The following is a 13,290-nucleotide window of genomic DNA, read 5'->3' as shown; positions in this document are numbered from 1 at the left end:
GGCGGGTTAGCGAAGCGCCACCCGCCGCAAAGGCAATTACGCCTGTTTAGCCGCTTCTGCCGCTTTAACGATCACCGCGAAAGCGTCAGCTTTCAGGGATGCACCGCCAACCAGCGCGCCATCGATGTCTGGCTGGGTGAACAGCTCAGCAGCGTTGGAAGCGTTTACGGAACCGCCGTACTGGATAATCACTTGCTCAGCCACTTTCGCATCGGCTTTAGCAATGTGGTCACGGATGAATTTGTGCACGGCCTGAGCCTGCGCTGGCGTTGCAGATTTGCCGGTACCGATCGCCCAGACTGGCTCGTAAGCAATGACTGCACCTTCGAACGCTGCTGCGCCCTGCGTTTTCAGAACCGCGTCGATCTGACGTGCGCACACTTCTTCGGTTTTGCCCGCTTCGTTTTCTGCTTCGGTTTCACCGATGCACAGAACCGGGATCAGACCCTGCTCTTTCAGCACAGCGAATTTCTTCGCGATGAACTCGTCGGATTCTTTGTGGTAGGTGCGACGCTCTGAGTGGCCGATGATGATGTATTTTGCGCCGATATCTTTCAGCATTTCAGCGGAAGTTTCACCGGTGAACGCGCCAGACAGGTTAACGTCAACGTTCTGTGCACCCAGAATGATGTGGCTGCCGTCAGCGGCGCGTTTAGCCAGGTCCAGGTACATATCCGGCGGAGCGATAGCAACCGCGCAGCCCGTTACGCCAGCCAGCTCTTTACGCAGGTTCGCAACCAGTTCGTTTACCATGTGGCGGCTGCCGTTCAGTTTCCAGTTACCCATCACTAAAGGATGTCGCATTTCAATTCTCCACGCTAAATAAGCGAATTAAGGAATATGGCCGCCCTGTCGGGCAGCATGGTCTGTGAATCAGTATAGAGATTTTCCCTCGAAAGGCTTTGCTTTTTGTCATTAATTCGCCCCGCCGAGGGTGTCAGATAGCGCCAGCTTAATCGGTTCAACTGCGAAGGTCAGTCCTTTTTCGCCGTTATCCGCCACCACATAGCGAATTGCCCCTTCAGTTGTGGCGTAGTACCGCTTGTTTTTACCCGCGGCCAGCAGCTTTTGCAGCTTTTGCTGGCTTTGCTTTTTCGTCAGCGCGGGCGTAAACGCCTGTAATACCGCGCTCATGTACTCCTGCGCCTTCGTTTTTGCCGCTTTCTGCTCTGGGCCCTGGATCGGTAGCCAGGTGATTTGCATACTTTTGATTTTTAACGTCCCACGCTCCAGCGCCGTGGAGGCATACAAGTTTTCGTTTATCTTGCTCGCCGCGCGGGTCAGGGTTGGGGTGTCACGAGAAGTATCAATGGCGCGAAACTCATCCAGCGGCAACGTAGGGTTGGTCTGATTGAAGGTTTCACGAAACTGACTGATGGATTGATCGAACGACGGCGCGCCTGCCAGCAAATAGGGTGCCGTGGTAGGGGCCGACGTGTCGGCGGCGTGCAGCGGAAAACCCGCGCCAAGCATCGCTATACACAGGAAGAGAGTGTGTGCCGAACTTTTCATCAACATTGCCCCTGGCCGTAAGTGCTCATGATTAAAACGATATCTGCCCGGCTTGTCAAAAGGTCACAACTCCAGGGTAAAATGCGGACTAAATGATAATAAGGAACCTTACATGACCATACAGCAGTGGCTGTTTTCATTCAAAGGGCGTATCGGACGCCGTGATTTCTGGGTCTGGATGGTGACGTGGGTTGTCGCCATGCTGCTTCTGTTTTTCGTTGCGTACAATGCCTGGTTGAGCACGCAAACGGCGGCTTTTGCGCTGGTCTGTTTGCTGTGGCCAACGGCGGCCGTGGTGGTGAAACGTCTTCACGATCGTGGTCGTTCCGGCGCGTGGGCTTTTCTGATTATTCTGGCGTGGATGCTGGTCGCAGGGAACTGGGGGATGCTGCCGTCCATTCTTCCCTGGGTGGTGGGCAGGCTGCTGCCGTCCGTTATCTTCGTGATGATGATTGTCGATCTGGGCGCGTTTATCGGCACCCAGAGCGAAAATAAATACGGTAAAGACACCCTTGAGGTGAAGTACCGCTGATCACCAGTAGTGTTCGGCAGTCATATGACCCGGTCGGCGGCGAAGATGTTTCGTCATCTGCCGGGTATCCTTCAGAAGCTGTTGCGTATCCCGAACCATCTGCGGGTTACCACACAGCATGACGTGGCTGGTGTCGGCAGTCATCGGCAAACCCACTGCGTTTTCCAGCACACCACTCTCAATTAACGCCGGCACGCGACCGGTCAGCGTACCTGCTACGGTTTCGCGGCTGACGACGGTCTGAATTTTCAGCTTCCCGCCATATCGCTGTTCCAGCGCCTGCATCTGTGGCAAGTAGCTCAGGTCTGCGGCGTAGCGCGCAGCATGCACCAGCACGATGTTTTTAAAGCGCTCAAGGTCTTTGCCATATTGCAGAATGGAGAGGTAGGGGCCAATGGCCGTGCCGGTTGCCAGCATCCAGAGCGTGTCACAATCAGGGATCTCTTCGAGTACAAAGAAACCTGCTGCTTCACTCACAATTTGCACATCGTCACCGGGCTTAAGGGCGGCAAGGCGCGGGCTGAGCTTACCGTCCGGGACGGTCACCAGATAGAACTCAAGATCCGGATTATCCGGCGCGTTAACGTAAGAGTAGGCGCGCTGCACGCGTTCGCCGTCGACATCCAGCCCCAGCTTCGCAAATTGCCCGGCCTTAAACGGGTGAACGGGAGCATGCAGGGTGAGACTAAATAGCGCATCGGTCCAGAACTCTATCTTTGTGACTTTACCTGTTACCCAGTCCGCCATGATCTTCTCCTGTGCTGTTTCTCTGTTCTATCTTCCGTACTTGTGGGAAACATTTCCAGCCCCTTCGGGCCGGAAAGCTCTATCGATCAAACGGTTTTACAGAATGTGCGTCTGTACGTCCGGGTCTTTACGATCGAGATAGTGAATGGACTGAATGCGGCGAATGGTGCGCGATTTACCGCGGATCAGCAGCGTTTCGGTGGTCGCCATATTGCCCTTGCGGGTGATGCCGTCCAGCAGGTCACCTTTGGTGATGCCGGTGGCGGAGAAGACAACGTTGTCGCTGCGTGCCATTTCATTCAGCGCGAGAACCTTATTGGCTTCGATACCCATTGCTTCGCAGCGCGCCAGCTCGTTTTCACCGATACGGCGGTTCTCGTCGCTGTCGCCTTTCACCTCATGCCGAGGCAGCAGGCGCGCCTGCATATCGCCGTCCAGCGCGCGGATCACCGCCGCCGAGACCACGCCCTCCGGCGCACCGCCGATGCCGTACAGCACGTCTACTTCGCTGTCCGGCATGCAGGTCAGAATTGAGGCGGCAACATCGCCATCCGGAATGGCAAACACGCGCACGCCGAGCTTTTGCATCTGCGCGATGGTGGCGTCGTGGCGCGGTTTTGCCAGAATCGTCACGGTCAGTTCACTCAGGGGTTTGCCCAAAGCTCTGGCGATGTTGCGCAGGTTCTCTTCCAGCGGCAGGCTGAGGTCGATTGCGCCCTTCGCACCAGGACCGACTATCAGCTTTTCCATGTACATATCCGGCGCGTTAAGGAAGCAGCCTTTATCGCCCACGGCCAGAACCGCAAGCGCGTTGGCCTGACCCATCGCCGTCATGCGGGTGCCTTCAATCGGGTCTACGGCGATATCCACCGCATCCCCTTTGCCGGTACCGACTTTTTCACCGATATAGAGCATTGGCGCTTCGTCGATCTCGCCTTCGCCGATGACGATAGTGCCGTCGATGTTGACCTGGTTAAGTACAATGCGCATGGCATGGACAGCAGCACCGTCCGCGGTATTTTTGTCGCCACGCCCCAGCCATTTATAGCCTGCGAGGGCGGCCGCTTCGGTGACGCGGGAAAACTCGATAGCAAGTTCACGTTTCATGAGGTACTCGTGCAATCAAAAGGAATTGCACGAAGTTTATCACAGAGTGGGGAGGGGAGAGGGGACCGGTGCGGTTTGGGCCCCTCTCCCTCTCCTCATGGGAGAGGGAGAGGGAATATAGGATTACTCGTCGTGCTCTTCCCACGCCAGGGCGCGCTTCACTGCTTTCTTCCAGCCGCTGTAGCGGAAGTTGCGCTCGGTGGTTTCGATGCCCGGGCGGAACTCGCGCTCGATAACCGCTTTTTCCTGCAGCTCGTCCAGGTTCTGCCAGAAGCCTACCGCCAGACCGGCAAGATATGCCGCACCCAGCGCCGTGACTTCACGCACTTCAGGGCGCTCAACGCGGGTACCCAGAATGTCGGACTGGAACTGCATCAGGAAGTTATTCGCTACCGCGCCGCCGTCCACGCGCAGGGCGTGCAGACGAATGCCGGAGTCTGCCTGCATCGCTTCCAGCACGTCGCGCGTCTGGTAGGCAATGGATTCCAGGGTGGCGCGAATAATGTGGTTCGAGTTCACACCACGCGTCAGACCGAAAATCGCACCGCGTGCATAGGGATCCCAGTACGGTGCGCCCAGGCCGGTGAACGCTGGCACCACGTACACACCGTTGGTGTCCTTCACTTTGGTCGCAAAGTATTCGGAGTCGAAGGCATCGCTAATCAGCTTCATCTCGTCACGCAGCCACTGAATAGATGCACCCGCCATAAACACCGCACCTTCCAGGGCGTAGTTCACTTCACCGCGAGGGCCGCAGGCGATGGTGGTCAGCAGGCCGTTTTCTGATTTCACCGCTTTCTCACCGGTATTCATCAGCATAAAGCAGCCGGTGCCGTAGGTGTTCTTCGCCATCCCTTCTTTGACGCACAGCTGGCCGAACAGTGCCGCCTGCTGGTCACCGGCGATACCGGCGATAGGAATACGGGTGCCGCCTTTACCGCCAATGTTGGTCTGACCGTAGACTTCTGAAGACTTGCGCACTTCAGGCAGCATCGCGCGTGGGATATCCAGCGCGTCCAGCATCTTGTCATCCCACTCCAGGGTGTTGATGTTGAACAGCATGGTACGCGAGGCGTTGGTGTAGTCGGTGACGTGAACACGTCCCTGGGTCATCTTCCAGATAAGCCAGGTATCAACGGTTCCGAACAGCAGCTCGCCGCGTTTTGCTCGTTCGCGTGAACCTTCCACGTGGTCGAGGATCCACTTCACTTTGGTGCCGGAGAAGTACGGGTCAACCACCAGACCGGTGGCGCTGCGCACGTACTCTTCCATCCCGTCACGCTTCAGCTGTTCACAGATTTCTGAGGTACGGCGGCACTGCCAGACAATAGCGTTGTAGATAGGCTTACCGGTTTCGCGTTCCCAGACAATCGTCGTTTCACGCTGGTTGGTAATACCGATAGCGGCAATCTCGTCGGAACTGATATCGGCTTTCGCCAGTACTTCAACCAGCGTTGAGCTTTGTGAAGCCCAGATCTCCATTGGGTCATGTTCTACCCAGCCTGGACGAGGGTAAATTTGCTCAAATTCACGTTGAGACACGCTGACAATGTTCGCGTCATGATCCATTACGACAGCGCGGGAGCTGGTAGTGCCCTGGTCGAGCGCAACGATATATTTTTTTTCGGTCATGGTATGTGTCCCGTAGTCAGATTACAGCGAAGCTTTTTGTTGTGCGGTAGAAGTCGTTTCCTTCTCCTCTTCCACACAGGTGTCGCACGGTAAGTGGCGACCAATTAATTTGCGGTAGCTAAACGCGCCCAGCGCGGCCCCAACCACCGGCGCAAAAAGCGGTACCAGGAAGTAAGGGATATCTTTCCCGCCAGTAAAGGCCACGTCGCCCCATCCCGCGATAAACGCGAAGGCTTTCGGTCCGATATCACGCGCCGGGTTCATCGCAAACCCGGTCAGCGGGCCCATGGATGCGCCGATCACCGCAATCAGCAGACCAATCAGCAAGGGGGCCAGCGGGCCACGCGGAATGCCGTTTCCGTCGTCGGTCAGCGCCAGGATAACGCCCATCAGAATAGCGGTAATCACCATTTCAACTGCGAACGCCTGCACAAAATTGATATGCGGGTTTGGATAGGTTGAGAAGATGCCTGCCAGATCCAGACTTTCGACGCTGCCGCGCACCATATGATGCGTCTGTTCGAAGTCGATGAAAAGATTGTAATAAAGCCCGTAAACTAACGCCGCTGCACAAAACGCGCCGGCAAACTGAGAAAGAATGAAGGGAACAACTTTGCGTCCGTCGAAGCACGCGAACAGCCACAGTGCGATAGTCACCGCCGGGTTAAGATGTGCACCAGAAACCCCTGCAGTCAGGTAGATGGCCATCGCCACGCCCAGACCCCAGATGATACTGATTTCCCACTGACCAAAACTGGCACCCGCCACTTTCAGTGCAGCGACACAGCCCACTCCGAAGAATATCAACAACCCGGTACCAAGGAACTCGGCAATGCACTGGCCTTTTAAGGTTGATGTCTGACTCATAATCGGAATCCTGAAGAAATTGATGTTTATTGTTAGCGTGGTCGCCCGTGACAGCCACGATGCCCTGTAGACATAGTGTTAATTTATCGTTAACGAGCAAAAACGAGAAATATCGAAATCAAAATGTGTGGTCTGTGTCAATAAAATGAGCGTTTTCGCGCCATAAAGCGCGTTTTTGCATCAGAAATGGAATGTGAGCTGAATCATTTCATTAACGAATGAGTTAACAACTTAGTGGTATATGCCGCGAACGCACCAGGACGAGACCGAAAAGTGTTGCAAACCGCGATCTGCGCGGCGTGTCGCTGGACACAGAGCGCCGCGCTCCATACAATCGATGGAATATGTCGTGCGCGTTTACGTTAAAGCGTCGCCTTGCAATTCAGGAGAGGTAGCATCATGTCTTTAGAAGTGTTTGAGAAACTGGAATCGAAAGTACAGCAGGCGATTGACACCATCACGCTGCTGCAAATGGAAATTGAAGAGCTGAAAGAGAAAAACAACAGCCTGGCGCAGGAAGTGCAGAACGCGCAGCACAGCCGCGAAGAACTGGAGCGTGAAAACAACCAGCTGCGCGAACAGCAGAACGGCTGGCAGGATCGCCTGCAGGCGCTGCTGGGACGTATGGAAGAGGTCTGATTCCCATTGGGATTAACTGACCAGGCCGGGTAAGGCGACGCCGCCACCCGGCTTTTTTATGGTTTCTGCTCACTGACATCAAACCATAAAAAAGGCCGCCATCGGCGGCCTTAACGCTACTTGTCCTGCGCTGTCATAGCAAAAGCGACAAATCCACTCGGTTCATCACTCTTTACAACGAGTACGCTGGCGACAATGAACGCGATACATAAATAGCGTTTCATCATGCGGTCCCTGCAGCTAACCGCTCCACCGTTCACCACCGGTGATAAGTCGGCGGACACAAGCCCGGTTAAAGGTTGCTTTACGGTTGTGAATACACCTTTCCCTGGACCGATGCCCATGTGCGAGATGGCGGAAAGGAACGATGCATCATAATGAGCAACAGCAGTGTAGTTAAGGTCTTCAGCGGAAATTAGGAATTTATAAAGGGTCGACGGGGGTTACCGGAGGGATGAACCAGGGTAAGATAAAAATCCTGGTTAAAGGTTGCAAGATAATCCAACGGACCGCGAATCCCGAGGGACAAAAAAACCGCCACATTGTTATTGGCGGTTTTTTTATGATTTACGCTTACTGTTTTATTACTCAATATCCAGCGGATCTTCCGAAAGAATAATCCCGGTGTTATCAGCGTAAAGATGGTCGCCGGAGAAGAAGGTCACGCCGCCAAAATTGACGCGGACGTCGCTTTCACCGATACCGTCACCTGCTGCGCCTACCGGAATGGCCGCAATCGCCTGAATCCCGATATCCAGGTCTTCGAGATCGTCCACCTGGCGCACGGAACCGTACACCACAATGCCTTCCCACTCGTTCTGCACGGCAATGCCGGCCAGCTCTGCATCTATCAGAGCACGACGCACGGAACCGCCGCCATCGACGACCAAAACGCGGCCACGACCATTCTGTTCGAGCAGATCGTACAGCAACCCGTTGTCCTCGAAACATTTCACCGTGACGATTTGTCCGCCAAACGACGACCGTCCACCAAAGTTGGAGAACAGCGGTTCAACGACGTTGACATCTTCCTGGTAGATGTCACAAAGCTCGGAGGTATCGTATTTCATAGGTTTACCGCTCAGTTGCTGCGAATGTGTTCAGTATATCGTGCTAAATGCGTTGTTGGCAAAATCATCAATTGTTAATTGATATTTGTCAGCTAACTGAGCGTCTGGCTTAAGACAATCCCAATGACGAACAACAGGTTAGTCAGCAGGGCGCCTTTTACCGTTCGTTCCAGCATCGGCGGCATCGCGGCCGGGCTAAGTTCACGCATGACGAAGCGGGCCTGCTTAATCAGCAGCGGCGCGGCGAGTATAAACAGCCAGCCCCATACGCTGTGCAGCGAGATCAGATTAAACAGTGCCAGACAAACCAGGGCACCAATCAGCAGGCAGGCATGATAGCGGCGCGCATTGACCGGCCCCAGACGTACCGCGAGCGTGTTTTTACCGTTCTCACGGTCACTGTCGATATCGCGCAGGTTATTGATGTTGAGTACCGCCGTCGCCAGCAGACCGCAGGCGGTTGCGGGCAGGAAAAGGGCAGGGATAACGGTATGCACCTGCAGGTACCAACTCCCCATCACGCTCAGCCAGCCGAAGAACACCAGCACGGAGATATCCCCGAGGCCAATATACCCGTAAGGACGCGTACCGACGGTGTAGGTAATGGCCGCGATAATTGCGAGCAAGCCCAGCACCAGGAAGCCGATGAAGTCGCTGGTGGTTTTCGAGGCGACCGTCACCAGTGCCAGACCCGATAAACAAATCAGTACCACGGTGATAATCAGCGCGCGCTTCATCTGTGCCTGGGTAATCACCCCTTTCTGCATCCCGCGCAGCGGTCCGATACGGTCAGGTTTGTCACTGCCTTTCACCGCATCACCGTAGTCGTTAGCGAGATTGGAGAGAATTTGCAGCAGCCCTGCGGTAATCAATGCCAGCGCAGCGACCAGAGGATCAAAATAACCTTGCCACCAGGCAAGTGCCGTGCCGACGATAATGGCGGCAAAGGCCAGAGGAAGCGTTTTAGGGCGTAGACTTTCGAGCCACGCCTGAGTACGGCTGATATCAGTCATAAGTATTTAGCCAATAAAAATGGGGGCATTAGCCCCCATTAACGGTGATGAGAATGCAATAACCGCGATTATAGGATAAAACGGCTAAGATCTTCATCTGCCACTAACGCATCAAGATGTTTGCTCACATATTCAGCGTCAATGGTAATGGTTTGACCGTTAAGGTCGCTCGCATCATAAGAGATATCCTCCACCAGGCGTTCCAGCACGGTATGCAGACGACGCGCACCGATGTTTTCGGTGGTTTCGTTAACCTGCCACGCGGCCTGGGCGATACGTTTGATACCGTCTTCGGTGAACTCCAGGTTCACGCCTTCGGTCGCCATCAGCGCTTTGTACTGTACGGTCGCAGAGGCGTTTGGCTCGGTCAGGATGCGTTCGAAATCTTCGGTGGTCAGCGCCTGCAGTTCAACGCGGATCGGCAGACGACCCTGCAGTTCCGGGATCAGGTCAGACGGGCTGGCAACCTGGAACGCGCCGGAAGCGATAAACAGGATGTGGTCCGTTTTCACCATACCGTGCTTGGTGGAGACGGTGCAGCCTTCAACCAGCGGCAGCAGGTCGCGCTGAACGCCTTCACGGGACACGTCCGGGCCGGAGCTGTTGCCGCCGCGCTTACAAATTTTGTCGATTTCGTCGATGAACACGATGCCGTGCTGCTCAACCGCGTCGATAGCATCCTGCTTCAGCTCTTCCGGGTTCACCAGCTTCGCCGCTTCTTCTTCAATCAGCAGCTTCATCGCGTCTTTGATTTTCAGCTTACGTGCTTTCTGCTTCTGGCCGCCCAGGTTCTGGAACATGGACTGCAGCTGGCTGGTCATCTCTTCCATGCCAGGAGGTGCCATGATTTCTACACCCATTGGCGCGGCAGCAAGATCGATCTCAATCTCTTTATCATCCAGCTGGCCTTCACGCAGTTTTTTGCGGAATGCCTGACGCGCGGCAGACGGTTCAGCCTGCTGCTCAGCCTGGCCCCAGTTGTTTTTCGCCGGTGGGATCAGCACGTCGAGAATGCGCTCTTCGGCCATCTCTTCCGCGCGATAGCGGTTTTTCTCAATCGCCTGGACGCGCACCATTTTGATTGCCGAGTCGGTCAGATCGCGGATGATGGAGTCCACTTCTTTACCCACATAGCCCACTTCGGTGAACTTGGTAGCTTCGACTTTGATGAAAGGCGCGTTCGCCAGCTTCGCCAGACGACGGGCAATTTCGGTTTTACCGACACCGGTTGGGCCGATCATCAGAATGTTTTTCGGCGTCACTTCATGGCGCAGCTCTTCGTCAAGCTGCATACGACGCCAGCGGTTACGCAGAGCGATAGCCACGGAGCGCTTGGCGTTATCCTGGCCGATAATGTGTTTGTTCAGTTCGCTGACAATTTCGCGTGGGGTCATTTCAGACATGGGAGATCCTTACGCTTTGGAGGTCAATTCTTCGATGGTGTGGTTATGGTTGGTATAGATGCAGATATCACCTGCAATATCCAACGCCTTCACCGCGATATCACGTGCGTTCATGTCGGTATTTTCCAACAGCGCGCGGGCTGCAGCCTGGGCATAAGGGCCGCCAGAGCCGATGGCAATCAGGTCATTCTCCGGCTGAATAACGTCACCGTTACCGGTGATGATCAGCGAAGCGGTTTCATCGGCTACCGCCAGCAGCGCTTCGAGCTTGCGCAGCATACGGTCGGTACGCCAGTCTTTTGCCAGCTCAACGGCCGCTTTCACCAGATGACCCTGGTGCATTTCAAGCTTGCGTTCAAACAGTTCAAACAGCGTGAAGGCATCAGCTGTACCGCCTGCAAAACCGGCGATCACTTTGTCGTTATAGAGACGACGGACTTTCTTCACGTTGCCTTTCATGACGGTATTACCCAGCGTGGCCTGGCCATCACCGGCGATTACCACATGGCCGTTACGGCGTACACTTACTATTGTTGTCACGAGCAGACCCCCTGGTTACAAATTCGGGAAACAGAAGCCCTGAGCCTGTGCTCAGGGCTGAATTAAATGATAGATGGGGGAGATTTTGGGGGTTTCAACCCCCAGAGGCGAGTCGAATGCAGTTTGTGTGGCCGGCCACTTTCAAACGAGAAAGGGTGCCATCGGCGTTTTCTTTGCCTTTGACCGGGCCAATCACCACGCGGTTCCAGCCGTTATTGGTGGTAATGCGTGAATCAAACCCTTCAAATGCCAGCTGAGCACGCACGGTTTCGGCCTGCTCCGCACCTTTAAACGAACCGCACTGTACCATCCAGCGGCGTTCGTCTTTTTTCTCAGCCGTCTGCTTCGGCGCTTCGGTCTCTTTGGTGACCGGCGCAGCCTGCTGCGTTTTCGGCTGCTGTGCAGTGGTATGCGCTGGCGTCTGGAGCAGATCCTGATACGGCTGAGCCGCCTGTTTTTGCGGCTGTGCTTTTGGCTGCTGCTGAACAGGCTGAGATTGTACCGTACGCGTCTGCTGCTGCGGTTGCTGGTAAGGCTGTGCCTTCGGCTGCTGTACCGGCTGAGTTTGCGTCCACTGCTGCTGCTGTTGCTGCTGAATTTGAGCCTGGCGCTGACGCTGCAACTGCAACGTTTGCTGACGCTGCGCTGGCGTTTGTTCATTCCATGGCACTTCGTTCAACTGCGTCGGCTGCTGGCGCATATCGGCCTGCATTTGTGCCAGCAACTGGCGCTGCTCGTCCGTCAGTTGATCGGCATTCTTCACTTCACCACCGGCAGAGGGCTCGGTAGGCGCACGCACGCCAGGCTGGCGGCTTTCCAGCTCTTTGATATAGCGCCAGCGCTCTTCAGGTTTCGGAGGAAGGCCATTACCGGCCACTTTACTGGCCTGAAGCGCCTCGGACTCTTCCTTTTTATGGTGCGTGATGAAGTACAGACCACCAATAAAGGCGACGACAACAGCCGCAGCAATAGCGACCATTGCTGGCGAGACAGCAGGCAGGCTACGTTGCTTTTTCCTTGAGCTACTCTTTTTGCGTCGCGAAGGTGCCGGCTGGCCGCGACGTACATAATCTCGTTGTGCCACTATCGTTTCGCTGTATTTATTCGTTCGTCAGCCCGCCATGTTACTTAAGCGGCGGGGCTTTGACCAGATAAGGGTGTCCTAAAGACGTTTACGTTAAGTCAATGCCTGGGTAGAGCCCCGGACTATCAGTTCGCAGTCCAGCAACCGCGAGCCGCTGCTAACTGTTTGACCGTGAAGCTGATCCAGCAGAAGCAGCATCGCTTCGCGACCGATTTGATAGCGCGGTTGCGCGACCGTTGAGAGCGGCGGATCGCAAAATTCTGAAAGCGAAATATTATCGAATCCGATGATGGATAAATCTTTCGGTATGCGCAGGCCGCGGCGTTTGGCGTACGATAACGCGCCCAGCGCCATCACGTCGCTGTGACAAAATACGGCGGTTGGCGGTTCAGGCAGGTCCAGAAGCTTCTCCAGCGCCTGGCCACCGGCTGCGAAGGTAAAATCACCGCGGGCAATGTAGTGCGGATCGACGGTAACGCCAGTACGGCGCAGTGCCTGAACGTAGCCCTGCAGGCGGTAGTGGCACAGCGGCATTTCTTCTGGCCCGGCAATACAGCCAATGCGCTTATGCCCCAGCTCCTGAAGATAGTTCACTGCGTTGAATGCGGCGGTGAGGTTATCGATATGGACCGTCGGTAGCTCCAGTTCAGGGGCAAACTCATTGGCCATGACCATCGGCGGTAAATTGCGTTGTTCTTCGATGCTGGCGTCAAACGGCAGGCGCGAGCCAAGCAGCAGCATGCCGTCGATCTGCTTGGTAATAATGAGGTCGATAAAGGTTTTTTCCTGCTGGTTCTGATGGGCGCAGTCGCCAATCAGAACGAGGTAGCCTTGTTCCGCCGCCGTCACTTCGATACCGCGGATAATCTCACTGAAGAAGGGATCGCAGATGTCCGGCACAATCACAAGGATTGTGCGTGATTCATTGCGTTTGACGTTGCGCCCCATCGCCTGTGGGAAATAACCCACTTCAAGCGCAGCCTGCTCTACCCGGTTGCGGGTCGCCTGGGAGACTTTATCCGGGTTCATTAATGCGCGGGACACGGTTGCCGTTGAGACTTGTGCTTTCTCGGCAACGTCTTTCATGGTCGCCGTGGCAACCTCTTTCCTGGACTTCAACGTCTTCTCCTCGCCTGAACACCGA

14 protein-coding genes are annotated in these 13,290 nt (G+C 55.2%); 2 read left to right on the top strand and 12 right to left on the bottom strand.

The features are described 5' to 3' along the window. Positions 1-36: 36 nt before the first annotated feature. Positions 37-804: a triose-phosphate isomerase gene (tpiA, locus tag A4308_RS06650; protein ID WP_003862019.1), complete on the bottom strand. Its 768-nt coding sequence runs from the start codon at positions 802-804 to the stop codon at positions 37-39. Positions 805-915: 111 nt separating this feature from the next. Next, positions 916-1,512, bottom strand: coding sequence for a DUF1454 family protein (locus tag A4308_RS06645; RefSeq protein WP_023331603.1), 597 nt, complete (start codon positions 1,510-1,512; stop codon positions 916-918). A gap of 112 nt (positions 1,513-1,624) precedes the next feature. Here A4308_RS06645 and A4308_RS06640 point away from each other — a divergent pair, with 112 nt between their 5' ends. Then, complete coding sequence (locus A4308_RS06640; RefSeq protein ID WP_023331602.1) at positions 1,625-2,044, top strand: DUF805 domain-containing protein; 420 nt, start codon at positions 1,625-1,627, stop codon at positions 2,042-2,044. On the opposite strand, the gene fpr is transcribed toward A4308_RS06640, so the two are convergent. From fpr to A4308_RS06620, 4 genes are all read right to left on the bottom strand, one after another. Beyond that, the gene (gene fpr / locus A4308_RS06635) at positions 2,045-2,791 is read right to left on the bottom strand and encodes a ferredoxin--NADP(+) reductase (RefSeq protein ID WP_014885708.1); all 747 of its coding nucleotides are present in this window, start codon (positions 2,789-2,791) and stop codon (positions 2,045-2,047) included. A 96-nt stretch (positions 2,792-2,887) separates the two neighbouring features. Further along, complete coding sequence (gene glpX / locus A4308_RS06630) at positions 2,888-3,898, bottom strand: class II fructose-bisphosphatase (RefSeq protein WP_023331601.1); 1,011 nt, start codon at positions 3,896-3,898, stop codon at positions 2,888-2,890. Positions 3,899-4,021: 123 nt separating this feature from the next. Beyond that, the gene (gene glpK / locus A4308_RS06625; protein WP_014885706.1) at positions 4,022-5,530 is read right to left on the bottom strand and encodes a glycerol kinase GlpK; all 1,509 of its coding nucleotides are present in this window, start codon (positions 5,528-5,530) and stop codon (positions 4,022-4,024) included. 21 nt (positions 5,531-5,551) lie between these two features. Next, the gene (locus tag A4308_RS06620; RefSeq protein ID WP_014885705.1) at positions 5,552-6,397 is read right to left on the bottom strand and encodes an MIP/aquaporin family protein; all 846 of its coding nucleotides are present in this window, start codon (positions 6,395-6,397) and stop codon (positions 5,552-5,554) included. A 399-nt stretch (positions 6,398-6,796) separates the two neighbouring features. Between A4308_RS06620 and zapB the strand changes: the two genes are divergently transcribed. Next, positions 6,797-7,036: a septal ring assembly protein ZapB gene (gene zapB, locus A4308_RS06615; RefSeq protein WP_008501806.1), complete on the top strand. Its 240-nt coding sequence runs from the start codon at positions 6,797-6,799 to the stop codon at positions 7,034-7,036. 584 nt (positions 7,037-7,620) lie between these two features. Here zapB and rraA read toward each other — a convergent pair. From rraA to cytR, 6 genes are all read right to left on the bottom strand, one after another. Then, a complete protein-coding gene (gene rraA, locus A4308_RS06610) occupies positions 7,621-8,106 on the bottom strand; it encodes a ribonuclease E activity regulator RraA (RefSeq protein WP_014885702.1) in 486 nt (161 codons plus the stop codon). Positions 8,107-8,198: 92 nt separating this feature from the next. Continuing rightward, on the bottom strand, positions 8,199-9,119 hold the full coding sequence (gene menA / locus A4308_RS06605) for a 1,4-dihydroxy-2-naphthoate polyprenyltransferase (RefSeq protein ID WP_014885701.1): 921 nt from the start codon (positions 9,117-9,119) through the stop codon (positions 8,199-8,201). A 68-nt stretch (positions 9,120-9,187) separates the two neighbouring features. Further along, positions 9,188-10,522, bottom strand: coding sequence for an HslU--HslV peptidase ATPase subunit (gene hslU, locus A4308_RS06600; RefSeq protein WP_010436948.1), 1,335 nt, complete (start codon positions 10,520-10,522; stop codon positions 9,188-9,190). Positions 10,523-10,531: 9 nt separating this feature from the next. Beyond that, positions 10,532-11,062 carry an ATP-dependent protease subunit HslV gene (gene hslV, locus A4308_RS06595; RefSeq protein ID WP_008501802.1) on the bottom strand — a complete coding sequence of 177 codons (531 nt, stop codon included), beginning with the start codon at positions 11,060-11,062 and terminating at the stop codon, positions 10,532-10,534. Between the two features lie 94 nt (positions 11,063-11,156). Beyond that, complete coding sequence (gene ftsN, locus A4308_RS06590; protein WP_014885700.1) at positions 11,157-12,146, bottom strand: cell division protein FtsN; 990 nt, start codon at positions 12,144-12,146, stop codon at positions 11,157-11,159. Between the two features lie 93 nt (positions 12,147-12,239). Next, positions 12,240-13,265: a DNA-binding transcriptional regulator CytR gene (gene cytR / locus A4308_RS06585; RefSeq protein WP_014885699.1), complete on the bottom strand. Its 1,026-nt coding sequence runs from the start codon at positions 13,263-13,265 to the stop codon at positions 12,240-12,242. Positions 13,266-13,290 lie beyond the last annotated feature (25 nt).

The organism is Enterobacter sp. ODB01, assembly GCF_001623605.1.
Classification (GTDB): domain Bacteria; phylum Pseudomonadota; class Gammaproteobacteria; order Enterobacterales; family Enterobacteriaceae; genus Enterobacter; species Enterobacter kobei.
The sequence above is the reverse complement of the archived record's forward strand: the minus strand, read 5'-3'. Positions and strand labels throughout refer to the sequence as shown.